5 protein-coding genes are annotated in these 20,012 nt (G+C 46.2%); all 5 read left to right on the top strand.

What is annotated here, in order from left to right:
* The first annotated feature begins 34 nt into the window (after positions 1-34).
* The 5 genes from AC1DCV_RS18000 to asnB all read left to right on the top strand — a co-directional run bounded on the left by AC1DCV_RS18000 (position 35) and on the right by asnB (position 19,990).
* On the top strand, positions 35-3,331 hold the full coding sequence (locus AC1DCV_RS18000; protein ID WP_477024448.1) for an amino acid adenylation domain-containing protein: 3,297 nt from the start codon (positions 35-37) through the stop codon (positions 3,329-3,331).
* A gap of 46 nt (positions 3,332-3,377) precedes the next feature.
* Positions 3,378-12,008 carry an amino acid adenylation domain-containing protein gene (locus AC1DCV_RS17995; RefSeq protein WP_477024447.1) on the top strand — a complete coding sequence of 2,877 codons (8,631 nt, stop codon included), beginning with the start codon at positions 3,378-3,380 and terminating at the stop codon, positions 12,006-12,008.
* 11 nt (positions 12,009-12,019) lie between these two features.
* Complete coding sequence (locus AC1DCV_RS17990) at positions 12,020-15,508, top strand: condensation domain-containing protein (RefSeq protein ID WP_477024446.1); 3,489 nt, start codon at positions 12,020-12,022, stop codon at positions 15,506-15,508.
* A 532-nt stretch (positions 15,509-16,040) separates the two neighbouring features.
* A complete protein-coding gene (locus AC1DCV_RS17985; protein WP_477024445.1) occupies positions 16,041-18,092 on the top strand; it encodes a MupA/Atu3671 family FMN-dependent luciferase-like monooxygenase in 2,052 nt (683 codons plus the stop codon).
* Positions 18,083-19,990 carry an asparagine synthase (glutamine-hydrolyzing) gene (asnB, locus tag AC1DCV_RS17980; RefSeq protein ID WP_477024469.1) on the top strand — a complete coding sequence of 636 codons (1,908 nt, stop codon included), beginning with the start codon at positions 18,083-18,085 and terminating at the stop codon, positions 19,988-19,990. The genes AC1DCV_RS17985 and asnB overlap by 10 nt, the downstream gene beginning before the upstream one ends.
* Positions 19,991-20,012: the final 22 nt, after the last annotated feature.

Raw genomic sequence — 20,012 nt, 5'->3', positions numbered from 1 at the left:
CGCCTGCTGTCTTATTATTTTTAATCATCGACCTATGGACAAAAAAATAATACATACGGTTTTCGAAGAAAGAGCCAAAACATATCCTGATAATATTGGTATCCGAAAAGGTACCAGCGAAATAACTTATGGGGAGTTGAACATAGCTGCCAACAGGCTCGCTCATTTCTTGAGAAGTATTTCCTGGCACGGAGATAAAATTACCGGTGTACTGATGGATCCTGGTATCGAACAGGTAATGTCTATGCTGGCAGTTTTCAAGGCAGGCGTTATATATCTTCCGTTATCCAACGACTTTTCTGATGTAAGATTCAGGCAGATATTTGATAGCTCTTTTCCGCCGGTGCTGATCGTTCAGCAGGAAGCCGAGAAACGCGTATACGAGCTGCAGAACAGGATAGGCGCCTGGGTGGACTACCTGGTGGTGATGGATGAATCGTATGGATTTACAGTACAGCATCGCCGGAACGAGGAATATCACCAGATGGTGATTGATACAGGAATGCTGCGTACCGATAATCCTGAACTGATTTCCAGCGGAGAAGACGGTAACTATATATTCTATACATCCGGGTCATCGGGTCATCCTAAAGCCATACTCKGAAAACAGGAAAGCCTGAGTCATTTCATTCATTGGGAAATAAAGGAATTTGGTATCGACAGCAGCCACAGGGTGAGCCAGMTTACGCAGATCACCTTCGATGCTTCCCTGAGGGATATACTCACGCCGCTTTGTTCGGGAGGAATGCTTTGTATTCCGCCGGAAGCAACAAGGCAGCAACTACATGAACTGATTCAGTGGATCAGATCTGAAAAAATAAGCCTGATACATTGTGTTCCTTCCCTGTTCAGAGCGATTACAAAGGAAATGCAGAAAACCAGTGGTATAGGGTATGATTTCCCGGATCTTAAATACATTTTGCTGGCAGGTGAGGTGCTTTATGCACGTGATGTATTGCAGTGGCGAGGGCTGGCGGGAGAAAACACGGCGTTGGTTAACCTGTACGGTGCTACGGAAACAACGCTGATAAAAGTGTTTGAACGGATAGGGGAAGTAAGTGGTGACACCGCCACTATATTACCTGTGGGCAAACCTATTGACAATACTTCTGTCGTAATATTAAACGGGAAAAACATCTGCCGGCCGGGGGAAATCGGAGAAATCTACATTAAAACACCATTTGTATCAAAAGGCTATTACGGTAATGAATCACTGACAAAGCAGGTGTTTGTTCAGAATCCGCTGGTGGCGGACAGAGAGGATATTGTGTATAAGACCGGAGATCAGGGACGCTACCTGAAAGATAAACGGATAGAAGTACTTGGGCGCCTTGATGATATGATAAAGGTAAACGGGGTAAGAGTAGAGTTAAGTGAAATAGAGCAGGCCGTATTAAAAAAAGAGGGTATTGAGCAAGCAGTCGTTAAAGCACATAAGAACAGTGATAATCAACAGGAGATCATCTGTTACTATACCGGCGCAAACGTTGGCAGAGACGAATTGAGAGCCCATCTTGAAACATTGCTGAACAGGAATATTCTCCCTGGATATCTTATTCAGATGAAGGAATTTCCACTTACTTCCAATGGGAAAATAGACCGGCGTTCGTTAACCCTCAATAAAGGGTTTTTGATGAACGACCTGGAGTTTAAGGCACCTGTTAACGATACCGAAGTAGCGCTTGAAAAAATATGGACCGGCATACTGGGGATGAACAAGATGAGCAGGGACATTTCTTTTTTCCAGGTAGGAGGCCACTCGCTGCGGGCTGTTCAACTGGCTTCCCGCATCTCCGTTGAATTGGGTGCAGCGCTGAAAATTACGGATATTTTTAGTCATCCTACTATTCAGCAACAGGCGGAATTAATACTAACATTGTCGGAAGAAAATGCAGCGACAGTTGCCAGAACCGGGGAACAACAATACTATGATGTATCAAACGGGCAGCTCAGATTATGGCTGCAACATCAACAGCAGGAAGCAGGCGATGTATACAATATTCCGGTGGCCTACCGGCTAAAGGGACCACTCAACACCAGTATACTACACAACGCATTATTGGAAGTGATCAACAGGCATGAAAGTGCCCGTACCACTTTTGCCTTTGTTGACGGAGAACTGAAACAGGAAATAAAGCCGGCAGCATATTTTAACTTCCGTCTGGATGCGATAGAGCTAAGATCATCTGATAATCCGGAGGCAGCGCTGACGAAAATATTACTGGAAGAAAGCGCGGTGCCTTTCGACCTGAAAACGGGACCGTTGCTCCGGTTTAGCCTTTACCGTACCGGCAATGATGAACATGTGCTGTCTTTTATTATGCATCATATTGTATGTGATGGCTGGTCGATGGAGATCATGTTTAAAGAAATAATATCATTATATAATGCGGGCTTAAAGAAAACAGACCCGCTGTTGCCTTTGACTACGCTGCAATACAGGGACTATGTTGCCTGGCTGAGTGAACATCTTTCGCAGCACCAGGAAGGGTACAGCAGGTACTGGAAAGATCAGTTCAGCAAGCCGGTGGCGCCGCTGCAGCTACCTGCAGATTTCCCCCGCCCTTCGAAACAAACATTTAATGCTGCGATGTATGCGTTTGCCGTTGATCAGGATATGGTGGCACAACTCCGGGAAATGAGTTTGCAGTACGAAGCAACGGTTTCTGATATATTGCTTGCTGCATTCTATATGCTTCTTTATATCCGTACCGGGCAGCAGGAAATAGTAGTGGGTATTACCGTGGCCGGAAGGGAGAAAAGGGAATGGGAGGATATGGTTGGCTTTTTCGTCAACACGCTTCCGCTGCTGGTCAGGTTTAACAACGAAAACACCTTTGAACAGTTGTTGTCAACAGTGAAGCATGTTGCGAAGGAAGCATATGTGCGGCAACTGTATCCTTTTGATAGTATTGTAACCGACATCAATGTTCCGGTGGACCGCAGCCGCAATCCACTTTTCGATGTAGGATTCCATTTTTACAATATTGATTCGCTGTTTGATGTTGCATCGCTTCAACTGGAAGATGGTACACAGTTGTCGGAACTGGATACCGGCCATCGATCGGTGAAAAGTGATATTTGCTTAAAGGCAGTGCTATTGCAGCAACATCTTGAATGCTACTTTGAATACAACAAGGATATATTCAGAGAATCTACCGTGGCTTCGCTGGCGGAAGACCTGATCTTTGTCCTGAACAATATATTACGGCGTCCCCATCAGCAAATGGGAGATGTAGCCACCTCCCATACCTCGCATAAATTAAATGGACAGGAAACGGCGAGGGAACATGTCCGCTTACGCAATCTGCAGCGTTTAATGAAATCATGATCACGCTGTAACAAACCATAGCGCGATAAATACTTCAGAGATCAATATGGAGCAATCTAATCAAACTTATGCGTTGTCTCCGCAGCAAAAGCGGTCCTTCCAGCTTATGCGCAGCGGTGGCGATTATTATGGACAGTGTACCGTCAGCATTGAAGGCCCGCTTGATACTGCAAAACTCATGCGGTGCCTGGATAAACTGGTGGAACGACATGAAATACTGCGCACCGTGTACCGTGTTCAGGATAACAACGCCTATCCTATCCAGGTAGTAGAACCCTTCCAACCGGGTTATCTGCAACATATGCAGGTATTACAGGCGGAACTGCGGGAGGAATCTGCCCAACAGTACCAACTGACCCTTCATCTTCCGCTGCTGGCAACAGACAGCATTTCCCTCCGGAATATCGTTTCAGAACTGGCACGCCTATACGCAGATGAAGAGGTAAGCGATATCGCCCTGCAATACGGGCAATTTGCCACGTGGCAGCAGGAACTATTGGACATGCCGGAAGAGGAGGGAAGCGCGTTCTGGAAAGAACACGATGCTGCTTTGTTTTCTTCCGAAATATTTCCCTACGGTAGAACATCCGCAGCAGCACCGAATATACAGGTGATGGAATCGGCTGTGGACGAAGGATTGAACGAACAGATCCTGCATTTTTGCGAACGGTATGGATGTAATACAGCGTCATTTTTAGCTGCTTGTTTTGCCGGGTTACTTCACCGGTATACCCGTGGCGCAATTCATTTCGGGTATGTGATAAATGAGCGGGATTATGCGCCCCTGCAGTCTGGTATCGGAAATATGTCGAGGACATTGCCTTTTTATCTTCCGGTGGCAGAAGGCGCAACGTTTACAGCATTGCTCGCCGCTTTAAGAGAGCGGTATGAAAACATACTCACGTGGAAGGAAGCATTTGATCCGGTGATTACTGCAAACGAAGACAGGCCGGCCTATTACGCAGGCTATGAATATCTCGACTGCCGTGAAAAAATAAAAACACAGGAGGTTAATTTTGAGATCGGGCAGCTGTTGGTTAAGAATGAAAATTTTGTTGTAAAAGCATTTGCACAGGCATATGAAAAAGGGTTGTATATCAACTGGTATTTTGATGAAAACCATATTACATCCGCAGCAGTAACCATCCTCCGCAATCAGTTGCTGGCATTTGTCAGTAATGTATTGGCAGATCCCGATCAGGCAGTTGGCCTCGTCAGTATCCTCTCCGGCGAAGAACATGCGCTGATGATGGAAAAGCTCAACTTTGCAGTGCAGCAGGAGCCAATAGAAACCCTTGTACCTATGCTGCGTGAGCAGGTGGAACGTTACGCTGATGAACCGGCACTGATATTTAACGATGGAGTGCTCAGCTACAGGGAGATGCATGAAATGTCGGATCAACTGGCATATTATCTTATTCACGAACAGGGAGTCCTTCCCGGAGATCATGTAGGATTGTTAATGGGTAGATCGGAATGGACTGTTATCGGCATACTCGGCATACTAAAGGCAAGGGCGGCATTTATTCCATTGGAATTTAATTATCCGGCCGACAGGGTGAAATATATTGTGGAAGATAGTGGCGCGGTTGTGTGGCTGGCAACAGACGCTTCATTGTTCATTCATTTTGATATAGCACATCTCCGTGGGATATCACTGCCGGATCAATGGGCATTGATAAAGCAATCACCGGTGGATGCTGTTGGCCAGGCGTATAGTGATGATGATGTTGCTTATATAATTTATACTTCGGGCACAACGGGCAAGCCCAAAGGTGTTAAGGTCGGCGTACGCAGTTTCTCCAACTATGTGAACTGGGCTAACCGGTACTACTTTGAGAATGCAGCCGGTCAGCCATTTGCATTTTTCACGTCCTTATCGTTTGACCTGACGCTGACCAGTATTTTTTCACCACTATTGCGTGGCAGTGCTGTTGTAATTGTTGAAGCAGCGGAAATATCGGATGCGCTGACTACTATATTCCGCCCCGGGTCAGGTATTCATACGGTGAAGTTAACGCCCTCACATATCAGCATGTTGAGCAGCTGTGGTATCCTGTCAACGGAGGTAGCGTTGGCCATTGTAGGAGGGGAAGCACTTACCGGGGAGCAGGTTGGGCTGCTTAGAAAACTGAATCCGCAAATCCGCATATTTAATGAGTACGGACCTACGGAGGCTACGGTAGGTTGTATTGTAAAGGAAATAAAATCAGCAGATGAGAAGATAACAATCGGACATCCTATTGTGAATGCTGATATATACATAGTGGATGAATCTATGCAACTGCTGCCTGTAGGCGTAACAGGGGAGATCTGTATCGGAGGAGAGGTACTTGCGCATGGATATTTGAATGCGACGGATGCAGACAATGGAAAATTCAGAGAGAATCCTTTCCGGCCCGGCACACGTTTGTATAAAACGGGAGATGCAGGCAGGTGGCTGGAAACGGGGGACATTGACTATATAGGTCGTATCGACCGGCAACTGAAAATCCGGGGACATCGTATTGAACCCGCTGAAATCGAAGAAGTGTTGCTGCGTTTTGAGGGAATCAAACAGGTAACAGTGGTGGCTACGGGCGCTGATCGCTCCCGTCTAACGGCTTACTATGCAGGCCCTGCTGTACCGGATGATGGGGATATTATCTCCTTTCTGAAGCGTTATCTCCCGGTGTATATGATTCCGGGCTACTATGTCCGGCTGGAAGCGTTTCCGCTTACAAGTAATGGTAAGGTAGACTATAGCGCATTGCCTGATCCGGCAACATACTACAGCCGTCAATCGTTGTATCAGCCTCCACATACATTGCTGGAATGGCAGCTTACAAAGATGTGGCAGGAAGTAATGGAAGCAAAGAGGATCAGTATCAACGATAACTTTTTTGAACTTGGAGGGCATTCCATCAGGGCTATCCGGATTATATCCAGGATATATAAGGAATTACATGTGAAAATGTCATTGAGGGAATACCTGAGTAATCCAACTATCCGGGAGTTGTCGGCATACATATCTACACTTGGGAAAAGCGGCTATCAACCTATAGTTGCCGTGGAGAAAAGCGATGTATATCCGCTTTCTCCTGCCCAGAAGCGGTTATGGGTGCTGGATCAGCTGGATGGACAGACCGGCGCCTATAACATGACGGTGGCCTATACTATCCATGGAGCGCTGCAACCGGAAATATTAAAACGAACTTTCGCGGAAATCATTTCCAGGCATGATAGTTTGCGTACCACCTTTTCCACAGATAAGGATGAACCGGTGCAGGTTATTCATCCCTTCTCCGAAGACCGGATGGATTGGGAATACATCGCATTTGAGGGAGAAGAAAACCCGGGCGATGAAAATTCACCGGTAAGACGATGGATAGAAGGTAGCGCAATAACGCCTTTTAATTTATCGACCGGCCCACTGCTGAGGGTGCGTATGGCGCGTTTGTCAGACAACGAGCACTTGTTTGCCTGTACCATGCATCATATTATTTCGGACGGATGGTCTCTACGGATATTGATGAATGAAGTCAGGGAATGCTATGAATGCCTGGTAGATAACCGGGAGATTCCCTGGCAGCCTTTATCTATTCAATACAAAGATTACGCTGCATGGCAACATCAACAGTTACAACGGGAAAGTCACGCTGTGCATAAAGCATATTGGCTGGAGCAGTTCGCTGATGATTTGCCTGTATTGGATATGCCAGCCAGCTATCCGCGTCCGGCGGTGAGGTCGGGTAAGGGAGGCGCTTTTCATTTGGTGATAGATGCAGCGACTACCGCGCAATTGAAAGCATATGCTGAGAAAAAGAGCGCAACAGTGTTTATGGTGTTGCTGACAACGCTCGATGCCTTGCTATACAGATATACCGGGCAGAACGACTTTGTAATAGGCGTACCTGTTGCCGGAAGAGAGCAAGATGAGCTTGCCGGCCAGGTGGGATTCTACCTGAATTTGCTGGCGCTCCGTACACGTATCAGTGAAAATGACGACTATGCGCAGCTGCTCGAGAAAACAAGGGAAACCACTTTGTCGGCCTTCGCGCACCAGGCGTATCCTTTTGATATGCTGGTGAATCAGCTTAATCCTGACCGCGATATCAGCAGATCGCCGCTGTTCGATATCCTGCTGTCTTTTGACAATACGTCTATTGAAAACAGTGAGCTGTCCGGCCTGGGCAACGCCGTAATACAGCCCTTTACACTGAGCAGCCGGAGTAACAAGTATGATCTTGCATTTTATTGTTATGAATATGCGGGAGAATTGCAGGCAAATATTGAATTCAGCCGCGATCTTTTCAGCGACGCTTATATAGAAAGACTTTCCCGTCATTTTGTGGCGCTGATGAAGGCTGGTATTGAGAATGACAGCATATCCATCCATCGTATTTCATACATGGGTGAAGAGGAGCAGCGGAGATTGATTGAAGTATTGAATAAGACGGAGGTAGCATATCCGCGGGACATCACTATAAAAGAACTTTTTGAAAAAATGGCTGCCGCCTGTTCCGATAAAGTAGCTGTATGGGACGGAGCGGAAACATTTACCTATGAACAAATAAATAAACAGTCGAACCGTATTGCCCGTTTGCTTCAACAGAAAGGAATAGGCAAAGGTGGTCTGGTGGCATTGATGACAGATCGGTCAGTACTGATGATAACCGGTGTGTTGGGCATTGTGAAGGCCGGCGCTGCCTGGGTACCGGTAGATCCGGAATATCCAGCAGACAGGATCCGGTTTATACTGGAAGACAGTCGTTGTGCTTTGTTGCTGACGGACCGGGGACCGCTGCTGTCAGGCATTGAGGCGGTTGTTATCTCACCTGAAAATATTGATGGACAATTACAATCATTTGATACGGCTAATATTTCAGGAGGTGCGGCGCCGGATGATACAGCCTATGTGATTTATACTTCGGGTTCCACCGGAACGCCCAAAGGTGTGATGGTCCGGCATTTCAATCTTATGAATTTTTTCACGGCCATGGATGCATCACTGGGACTGGATGCTGGTGATACATTGCTGGCTATAACGTCTATTTCTTTTGATATATCCATACTGGAACTTTTCTGGACACTGTGCAGGGGAACCGGCATTGTGATAAAAAAGGAGATACGTCAGGTGGAGGACTTCAATATTTTCCTGAAGCGCAGTGATAAAATCCGGATGGAATTTAGTCTTTTCTTCTTTGCCAGTTACCAGGAACAGGCAGAAGATAAATACCGGTTATTGTTTGATGCGGTGGAGTTTGCCGATAACAACGGCTTTGAAGCAGTATGGACGCCTGAAAGACATTTCCACCAGTTTGGAGGAATCTTTCCAAACCCTGCTGTGATCAGCGCGGCTATTGCAGCAAGAACGCATCACCTGAATATCCGCGCAGGAAGTCTTGTGCTGCCTTTGCATGATGTGGTGCGTGCTGCTGAAGAATGGGCAGTAGTAGATAATATATCCGGAGGAAGGGTATCTCTGTCTATGACCTACGGCTGGCATGCAGATGATTTTGTGTTTAATCCTGAAGCGTTTGCGGACCGGAAAGCGCAGATGTACACGCAGATCGAAGCGTTTAAGACACTTTGGAAGGGAGGGCTGCTTCACAGGAAAAACGGGATGGGTAAAGAGATTGCCATAAAAATATTCCCCGCTCCTGTCCAGGCAGATATACCAGTCTGGTTAACAAGTTCGGGAAGTGCTGATACCTTCAAACGTGCAGGGGAAATTGGCGCCAATATTCTTACGCATTTTCTCGGACAGGACCTGGAGGAGCTGGACAAGAATATCCGTCTCTATAAACAGGCGTTGGCAGACAATGGGCATTCCGTGGAAAAAGCCCGTATTTCTATCATGCTGCATACCTTCCTGGGAGAAGATATGGAACAGGTAAGACGTGAGGTGGAAGCGCCTTTCAAAGAATACCTGTTATCCAATGCTGATCTCCGGCAACGTATTACCGCCACCCTTAACAGGGATCAGGAAAGTAAAGAAGAAACCAGTGAATGGTGGAAAGAAGTAGCGCAACTGGCATTTGACCGTTATTGGCAAACCGCTGCATTGCTGGGTACACCCGATTCCTGCGACAGCATTGTACAGCAGCTTGCTGCGGTAGGCGTGACAGAAATAGCCTGCCTGGTAGATTTTGGAGTAGCGCATGATAAAATAATGGAGGGATTAAAAACGCTTAGCATCTTTAAGGACAACTATAGCGGAGGTAGTCAGAATACCAATAAACCCGCCATCACGGTGCTTCAGACCACTCCTTCTTTATTGAAAAATCTGTGGGCGGATAATAATTCCAGGTTATTTCTACAATCGCTGAAGAAAATAATTGCCGGTGGCGAGGCCTTGCCGGAAGAACTGTTGCGTGACCTGCACGCCGGCACAAATGCAACGGTGTATAACGTATACGGACCTACGGAAACAACGATCTGGTCAACGGTTGCCCGGCTTACTCCGCACGAACCGGTTAATGCCGGCCGGCCGGTAGCCAATACGCTCATTTATGTGCTGGATAAACACATGAACCTTGTACCGGAAGGTATTCCAGGAGAAATATATATAGGAGGCGAAGGCGTGGCGGCAGGATATCTTTACAGGGAAGAGCTGACCCGGGAGCGGTTTGTTCCGGATCCGTTCCGGAAACTTTCACCCGGGCTGCTGTATCGCACAGGAGATATCGGAAGATGGCAGAACGGTAACCTGGAGATCATTGGCCGTACCGATAACCAGATTAAATTAAGAGGATATCGTATTGAGCTGGGTGAAATAGAAAAGGTATTGCTGAAACATCCGGCTGTAACTGAAAATGCCGTTATCCTGGAAAAAGGAACCGACGGCAGTCCCTTTATCAGCGCTTACTGCGTAATGAAGGACGGCACAGCTACCGATGAACTGCGTTCTTTTTTGCTGGATAAACTGCCTGGTTATATGGTGCCGGCACAGTTTACCGCAACAAATAAACTACCCCTGACGCCTAACGGAAAAACCGATCGGAAAGCATTGGCGGCACTACGTACAGGTAAACAGGATAATAGAGGGCATCAGGAGCCCCGTAACGATAAAGAGATCCTGCTGGCAGGTATCTGGAAAACAGTTTTTAACAGGGAGGAAATCGGCATCTACGATGATTTCTTTGAAATGGGAGGGGACTCGATCAAAGCTATACAGATTCTTTCACGCCTGCAGGTAGCTGGTTATAAACTGGAGCTGCGCAATATTCTCCAGTATCCTTATATCAGTGATCTCGCCACTATACTGAAGAAAACTACCAGGGTGGCCGACAATGCCCCAGTAACGGGAAAAGTACTTCTTACGCCTGTGCAGCATTGGTTTTTTGAGCTGCCGAGAAAACAGCGGCATCACTATAATCAGGCGGTGGTACTGCAACTGGATATGGGGGCGGATGTGGAGATGATGAAAGCCATCTTCTCAAAAATACAGGAGCATCACGATGCACTCCGGCTGGTTTTTTCGGTGAATGAAACCGGGGTGACTTCATTCAATAACCTTGTCAGTATGCCACTGGACATGCATTTTCAGGATCTGCGTTCCGTGGTTAACCCGGAAGAACAGTTGCAGGAAAGCATTGAACAGTTGCAGGCAGGCATAGATATGGAAAACGGACCGCTGATGAAACCGGGACTGTTCCTGTTGACATCGCGCAGCGTACTGGTAATCGTGATACATCACCTGGTGATCGATGGCATCTCCTGGCGCATCTTATTTGAAGATATAAACAGCTTGTATCAACAGTATAAAACAGGAGCTGTATTGACGCTTCCTGCAAAGACAGATTCCTATAAACACTGGGCCGAAAAATTACAGGAATACAGCAACAGCAGGAAACTGCTGGAACAGAAGGCATTCTGGCGTTCGCAGGAAGAAAGTACCATTTCCGCCTTCGCGGCTGATCACCCATCAGGAATAAATACCGGGAGAACGGCAACCCGTCTTTCTTTCAGTTTAAGCGCGGGCGAAACGCAACAGCTACTTACACAAGCCAACAAAGCATTCAATACAGAGATCACTGAAATCCTCGTGACATCACTTGTTATCGCCATGGCAAAAGTATTTGGCCATACGGAAGTATTGCTGGCAATGGAATCACATGGCCGTGAACACCAATGGGAAGATGTGGATATATCAAGAAGCGTGGGATGGTTTACCAGCCTGTATCCGCTGTTGATTGCCGTTGACTCGGGGCTGGAGATGGGGCATATTATCAAGGCTGTAAAGGAACAGATGAGAGCTGTTCCTGACAAAGGAATGGGATACGGCGTACTCAGGTACCTTACCGCCCCGGCGAATAAAAGCGATATATGTTTTACACAGCAGCCACAAATATGTTTCAATTACCTGGGGCAGTTTGCCACTGACCTGGATAACTCCTTTTTCAGGGTGGAAGGTGATGAAGGTTTCCTCAGTGATCCGGATGATGAAAGGGATTTTGAACTTGAAATTACCGGGATTGTAGTTACCAACGAACTACAGATGACAGTCATCTATCCTCAGCAACGATATGAATCAGCTACTATGAAATTATTCATGACTACTTACCAAAGCTGTCTGCAACAGATGGTGGTCTATTGTACCGGCAGAACAGAGACCGAATTGACGCCCAGCGACCTTACCTACAAAGGGTTGTCAATGGAAACGCTGGATACCATTAATGAGCTTTTCAATTAAAACAGCCGGCCATGACCGCGAAAAACAACATCCAGGATATTTACTCACTGACACCTATGCAGCAGGGGATGCTTTTTCATGCACTGCTGCATGGAACAACAGCCACTTACTTCAAGCAGAAGTCATATCGCCTCAGGGTTAGTCTTGATGTAGCAGTAGTACAGAAAAGTGTACAGGAGCTTTCACGCCGGCATGATGTGTTGCGGGCCGCTTTCATCTATGAGAACCAACCCCGGCCACTGCAGGTAATTCTCCGGGAGCGTGAAATCGGATTTACTTATGTTGATTTATCCGGTGAGGAGGCATCACGTTTACCAGAGGCAATAGCTGATTATAAACGTACCGACCGGGAGATGGGATTTGACCTGGTAAAGGGGCCGCTTATGCGGGTATCATTGCTTAAAACAGACGTATCGGAATATGAGTTTATCTGGAGTCATCATCATATTTTAATGGATGGCTGGTGTACCAACATCATCATCGGAGAATTTTATGAGATATACGACGCTTTCCTGCATAACCGGCCATATGTATTGGACACGCCCGTACCTTTCAGCAGATATATTTCCTGGTTGCAGGAACAGGACAGCGTACGCTCCGGACAATACTGGAATGAATACCTGCAGGGATTCGATTCTCCTGCTTCCTTACCACGCAGGTACCAGGGAGGTGGAAGTGAAACCGTTTATGAAAGAGAAGAAATTACATGTGCACTTGATCAGGGAACAACGCAGCGGCTTACTGCTGTAGCAGCAGCCAGCCGTCTGACAGTGTATACCGTGTGCCAGGCCATATGGGCCATACTGTTATCTAAACACAGTCGTTGCAATGATGTGGTATTTGGTAGTGTGGTATCTGGCAGACCCGCAGGCATCCCCGGTATTGAAAAAATGATCGGGCTTTTTATCAATACAGTTCCGGTGCGTATACAATATTCCCACAACGAGCGCTTCTCTGCTCTGCTGAGCCGTGTTCAGGAAAGGTCATTTGAAAGCGAACCACATCACTATTTCTCGCTGGCTGATATTCAGGCTGCCAGTGTCATGAAGCAGGAATTGGTTGACCACATTATGGTTTTTGAAAACTTCCCGACAACTGATAGCCAGGGAGAAGATAAGCTTGCGGAGATAGCTGTTCAGATAGGGGAAGAGGAAGTATTTGAACAAACAAACTATGACCTGAATGTTATCATACATCCCGGCGATGCTTTAAAAGTTGTACTCCAGTTCAACCGGCTGGTATATGACCCGGAAGAAATCCGCCAGGCCGGCAGTTCTTTTATCAGCATCATAGAGCAAATAGTGGGTGATCCCGACTGCAGCATCAGCGATCTGACACTTACTGCCAAAAAGGAACATAACAAGCCCCCTGCAGCTACGGCTGTATATATACTCGATGATCAAAACAATATACTGCCGCCGGGAATAGTAGGGAAAATAGCTATCGGAGAAACGGATCGGGCAGGAGCATACAGTCTGACCGGTGATTGGGGAAAAACCCTGCGGGATGGATCTGTTGTATATCTTGGTCCGGATGGGTCAGAGGTAAAGATCAGAGGTCGTTACGTATATCCGGAAGAGATACGTCAGCTAATCACCACCTACCCCGGTATCGGCAAGGCGGAGGTATACGCTATGACCATCAATGGTGAAATGCAGATAGTTGCCTACTATGTGGCGGGAAATGAATTAAACAGGGAACACCTGCTGCAATATCTTACACAATCGCTTCCCGGATATATGGTGCCCGCGTCCCTGTTGCAGATAGAAGAATTCCCCCGCACGCCCGATGGTAAAACAGACAGAGAAAAATTGCCCGATCCATCCTATGTCAGCGAGAAGAAATCCGGCGCGCAGAAAATTCCGGCTAACAGAGCAGAAGCCAGATTGAAGGAACTATGGCAGGAAGTCACCGGACGTAAAGATATCCCCGTTGATGAAAATCTGTTTGAACTAGGCGCACATTCCCTGGATGCCGTAAGGGTGATATCCCGTATCCGCCGGGAATTTGACGTAAGCTTCAGCGTAAAAAAGATATTTGATAATCCTACTATCAGAAAACAGGTGGATGAAATGCAGCGTGCGGGCAGGGAGAAATGGGAAGAACTTACCCCCACCGGCATATTACCAGCATACGAACTGTCGCCTGCCCAGAAAAGAATGTGGATGCTGGATCAGATTCAAAAAGACCAGACCGCCTTTATCATTTACGGTGTTTATTTCATCAGGGGAAAGCTTGATACAGCTGCTTTTATCAAATCTGTACATGCACTGATAGAAAGGCATGAGATATTGCGTACCATCTTTGTGAAGTCCGGTGCCGGCGTACAACAGGTGATACAGCCTTTTGATCCTGCTTCCTGTGATGCCGTATATAATGACCTTACTGCCGATCCGGGTAAAACAGCGGAAGTTATTGCCATTCTGAATGGTAACCACAGAACTGCATTTGATATCGGAGAACGTCCGCCGTTCAGCGTCAGATTGCTGCGGATAAACCCGGATGAATTTATTTACACGATTGCAGTTCATCATATCATCGCGGATGGCTGGTCTGTAGAAATTATTAAAAATGAATTGCTACAACTTTACAATGCTTTCAGTAACAAGTACCGGAATCCTCTTCCACCGCTGCACACGCAGTACAAAGACTATGCAGCCTGGCTGCAACGGAAATTATCCGGCGATAGTTTGCAGCAGATGCGGGCATACTGGTTGAAAGTGTTTGATGGTGAACGCCTGCAATTGAATATGCCAACGGATTTCCCGAGACCTGCGATCCGCACTTTCCAGGGTAATACATCGGCTTTTGCTATCAATGGTGAATTAACTGCAGCACTACGCAGAGTGGCACAGGAAAAGTCGGCCAGCTTGTTTGTATCGCTGCTGGGTTGTGTGGTGGTATTGTTGTATAAATATTCCGGCCAGCGGGATATTACTATCGGTACTGATGTGGCGGGAAGAGTAAACGAGGATTTCGAAAACCAGGTTGGTTTGTACCTGAACACCCTGGCGCTCCGGACAACCTTTGAAAGTACCGATAGCTTCACAGATTTGCTGGACAACATAAAGGAAAATTTCTGGGATGCCCAGCAATACCAGCTTTACCCGATAGATGACCTGGTGGCCGACCTGAAAATACCGGCTAACGCTGGCAGGTTACCCCTTTTCGATACTTTTCTGTTGCTGCAGAATATAAGCAGGAATGGCGTGGATGATACCATTGCAGGAGATATCCGGGTAGAAGAATATACACTGCCGGGCGGCCCCGCCAAATTCGACCTGACTTTCATATTCAAGGAAACGGAAGAAACATTGCAATTGCTGATGGAGTATAATACGGACCTGTTTCTGCCGGAAACCATCGACCGCCTGTTTAATGATTTACTGTTAATCATGAACGCTTTGACCACTAACGGCGCACAAACGGTGGCTTCTATTCAGATGAGCCGCAGCGAAGAGGAAATAGCTTTTGAAAATCTTATCAACGCCGGATTGTGAACAAACATTGATTCCTTTATAAATAAAGTAAAGAACTTAGAGACAATAGAAAAAAAGGATCTGAGGGTGTTTGCAAGTGAGCAACTGTTTACGGTTAGTATGAAGGAAATGAAAATACTGCCCGCCTATCTCCGTCAATTTAACCTTAGCCCGGATGACCTGTCCAGCTGTATTGGTGATCAATGAAACAATTGCAGATGCCCGGAATTTTATCAGCGTTATATATACCACTTTGGACTGTGCTAAAAAGGAGATACCGTTTGATGATAAGACATGAATTTTTTTGCACTAGTTTCTTCCATATACACCAGCACTTTTGAAGCAGTCATCAGGGAGTCCAGTTTTGATGCTGCCGGTTTGCAGGAAAGTGTGCCGCGTTCGGCCGCTTCAATGAATACATACGCAGACTGCTGGGAGGGCTTCCCCGAAAAGTCGCATTTTTTCCCTTCTGAGTTCCGATATAACAATGAAGGCAGACAAGGCAATTATATTTTCAGTAAATGATACAGATCATTCATTTAAATAGTCCGCTGTGTTAAAAGATACATTCAGTCAGCATTTGCGCAGTACCTTCCTTTGCGCCGGAGATGATCATATTACATTTGACAGATGCCGGAGTGCCAGTCAGCAGTTGTTCCGGCAATTTTCTGATGCCTGTAAACCTGCGCCTGGAAGCCGTATAGCTGTTCTCGCAGAAGATCCGCTGCTGGCCATCGTTATGGTCCATGCGGTTATATCGGGCAACTGTACCCCTATACCGGTTCCTCCCGGATATACTGAACAGCAGATCAATCAGCTGTTTGATATGCTTGATCCTGCGTTTTGTATAGTGGAAACTCATCTGGCATATAAATGCAGTGCCGCACATAAGCTGTATTGTGTAGATAGTTTGCCGGAAACCGCTGAGGAAAATGATACTTCCGGCAGAACGAAGTGGAGTGATCTGCCGTTGATGCTCTGCCATGCCGCCACAGACGGCAGTTTAAGGAGGAAAGAAATTTCGGCCGACTTACTGGAGAAAATCTTTCATCAGTACGATGAGCTTTACGAGGTAAAGCCAAGTGATGTATTGTTGATTTTTGAAGAAGAATTATATACCCGGATACCAGAAGTGCTGTGGGCCTGGTACAATGGCATCACGGTGGTATTACATGCTTCGGCAGATAAAAGTCCGATGGATCAGTGGGTACCGACCGCCGTCAGCTTCGGGATGCAGTTTGGTCTGTTTTATTTCGGCAGTCATAACGAAGGTGTTGCGGAAAGAAATAAATACAAATTGCTGATAGACTCCGTAAAATTTGCAGATGAGCATGACTTCAGTTGTGTATGGACGCCTGAAAGACATTTTAACCAGTTCGGCGGACTTTTCCCGAATCCCTCTGTTTTAAGCGCTGCGCTGGCAATGGTTACCAGCCGTATTCAACTGCGCTCGGGGAGTATCGTGTCTCCGCTGCATCATGCAGTTAGAATAGCAGAAGACTGGTCTGTGGTCGACAATTTATCAAACGGAAGAGCGGCTGTTTCTTTTGCTTCAGGATGGCAGTGCAACGACTTTGTTTTTTTTCCAGACAGATATGATAAGCGGCATGAATACATGCTGGAACAGATAGCCGAAGTGAAAAGCTTCTGGAAAGGTGAGCATCGTGCCATGTTAAATGGATTGAAAACACCTGTGGAGATTGAAATTTTTCCCAAGCCGGTACAGGCTGAGCTGCCCGTTTGGATGACGGTATCAGGAAAAACAGAATCCTTTGTGGATGCCGGGAAGATTGGTGCCAATATCCTTACACACCTGCTTTGGCAGGATACGGATGAACTGATAGGAAAGATCAGGGCATACCGGGATTCTCTTGAAATGAATGGCTTTGATCCCGCATCCCGTATCGTGTCAGTAATGGCGCATACATTTCTTGGTGCTGATAATGATGCGGTAAAAGAAAAAGTAAAACCATTCCTGATGGATTATATCCGGTCTTCGGTTCACCTGATAGAAGCCATGTCAGGCAGTAATGTACAGAACAGGGAGAAAAAGGATGTCGTTGGCAGATATGGTACCGTTGAAGAAGAAATGCCGGCAGAACTGCTGGAACAGTTGGTGGAATTTGCATTTGAACGTTTTTTTGAGAAAGCTGCTTTACTGGGGACGCCTGAAAAAACACATCATCTTATCAGGAAATTAAAAGGATATGGAGTCGATGAAATTGCTTGTCTCATTGATTTTGGCCTCCCTGACAAGGAAATTCTGGCAGCGCTTCCCTATCTGAACGAGTTGAGAAAACTATATGATACAACGTTGATCAGGAAATATAATGTTACCCTGATGCGCTGTTCCGGTGAAAAGCTGGCATCGCTGAAAAGCAACAACGATGCGGCCCTGTTCCTCAGCAGGTTACGGAAAATACTGACAGACAGCAGCCACGATGCGCTATCAGCAGACCAGGAATATGATCACAGGCAACATATACTTCGTTTTAATGAACACGATGTAAACAGTTTGTTTGACGTGATTGACGTTGCCATACCGGAAATGAAGGAAGCAGATGTGCTCGAAGATTTTAATGCGCCCATTGATAAATCTTTTTAAATAACAGCTATACTAAAGCAACTATKTGCGGAATAACAGGAGTATACAATATTGGATCGCCCCGTCAGGTGGAACGGAACGTGTTGCAAGGCATGACAGATGCGCTGGCTCATCGCGGACCCGATGATGCGGTTATCGTTACAGATGACAGGTTTGGATTCGGTATGCGCAGACTGAGTATCATAGACGTGGCTAACGGAAAGCAGCCATTTTACAGTGAAGATGGAACGGTGGTGCTGATCTGCAATGGCGAAATATTCAACTACAGGGAATTACGGACTGAATTGCAGCAAAAGGGTTATCGATTCACCACCCTTTGTGACGTAGAAGTTATCGTACATCTGTATGCGGAGTATAAAAGGGAATTTCTCCATAAACTGAATGGGCAGTTTGCCTTCGCCATATTCGACAAACGGGACAACAGCCTTTTTCTTGTAAGAGATCAGTTTGGTATCTGTCCATTGTTTTATGGCATTTTCAACAACACACTGATATTTGGCTCTGAAATAAAAGCCATCCTGGCGCATCCGCTGGCAGTTAAACAAGTAAACCTTACCGGGCTGGATCAGGTATTTTCATTTCCCGGTATGGTAAGTCCTGTTACCATGTTCAAAGGTATTGAATGCCTGCCACCGGGACATTCTCTCCATATCAGGAATGAGGCAATACAGGTTAAAAAATACTGGGACCTTGATTATCCTGAAGAAGCACACCCCTATGAAAGCCATTCGGAGCAGCATTATGTGGAGCAGCTCGAAGAGTTATTGTTTCAGTCAGTAAGACTTCGCCTGCAGGCGGATGTTCCGGTGGGGTTCTATCTCAGCGGCGGTCTGGATTCTTCTCTTATCGGGGCCATCATGAAAAAAATCAATCCTGATATTTCCTATCACTCTTTTTCGATTATGTTCCCGGAGTTATCGGATAAACAGATTGATGAAAGAAGGTTTCAACGGATGATGAGTGAACGTTTAAATTCTGTTCATCATGAAATCCCTTTTAATTATATGGATATAGAGAAGGGGTTGAGAGAGGCGGTATTTTTTGCGGAAAGTCCGCTGAAGGAAACCTATAATACCTGCTCCCTGCAATTATCGAAGTCAGTGAACCGGAATGGCATAAAAGTAATTCTCTCCGGCGAAGGCGCCGACGAGTTTTTCGGCGGATACGTCGGATACAGATTTGATAAACAAAGAATCAACGGGGGAGAGGTGAAGGGGCTGGAAGAGTTGCTGGAAGAGCAGATAAGGCAGGAATTATACGGAGAACCGGATTTTTTTTACGAACTGAATCAGCATGAGCTGAAAGAATCCAAACAAATGCTGTACAGTCAGCGTGTAAATACCGCATATGCTGATTTTGATTGTCTGACGAAAACCGTCATCGACAAAACCCGAATTGCCAACAGGCATGTTTTTCATAAGAGATCTTACCTGGATCTGAAGCTGCGGTTATCTGACCACCTGATTGCAGATCACTGCGACCGCGTGGCCTATGCAAATTCAGTAGAAGGAAGATATCCTTTCCTGGATATCAACGTGGTAGACTTTGTAAGAACGATCCCTCCGGATGTTAAGATGAAGGACCTGGTAGAAAAATATATTTTGAAGAGAATGGCCGGTAAGTACCTGCCGGAAGCCATCATTGACAGGCAGAAATTTGGCTTTGTGGCGCCGGGAAGTCCGCAACTGCTGCAGGGTAATATCGAATGGATACAGGACATGCTGTCGTATGAAAGAATAAAAAGACAAGGATATTTTGATGCCGATGTAGTGGAAAGACTGAAGAAAATCTACGGAAAACCTGGTTTCAGACTCAATCTTCCTTATGAGTCCGATTTGCTGATAGTGGTACTTACATTCAATATTTTTCTGGATGTATTCAATATGCCAGACTATTAAATCCACTAAAAAAATAAAGCTC

The organism is Chitinophaga sp. 10T418 (assembly GCF_056394125.1).
The sequence above is the reverse complement of the archived record's forward strand: the minus strand, read 5'-3'. Positions and strand labels throughout refer to the sequence as shown.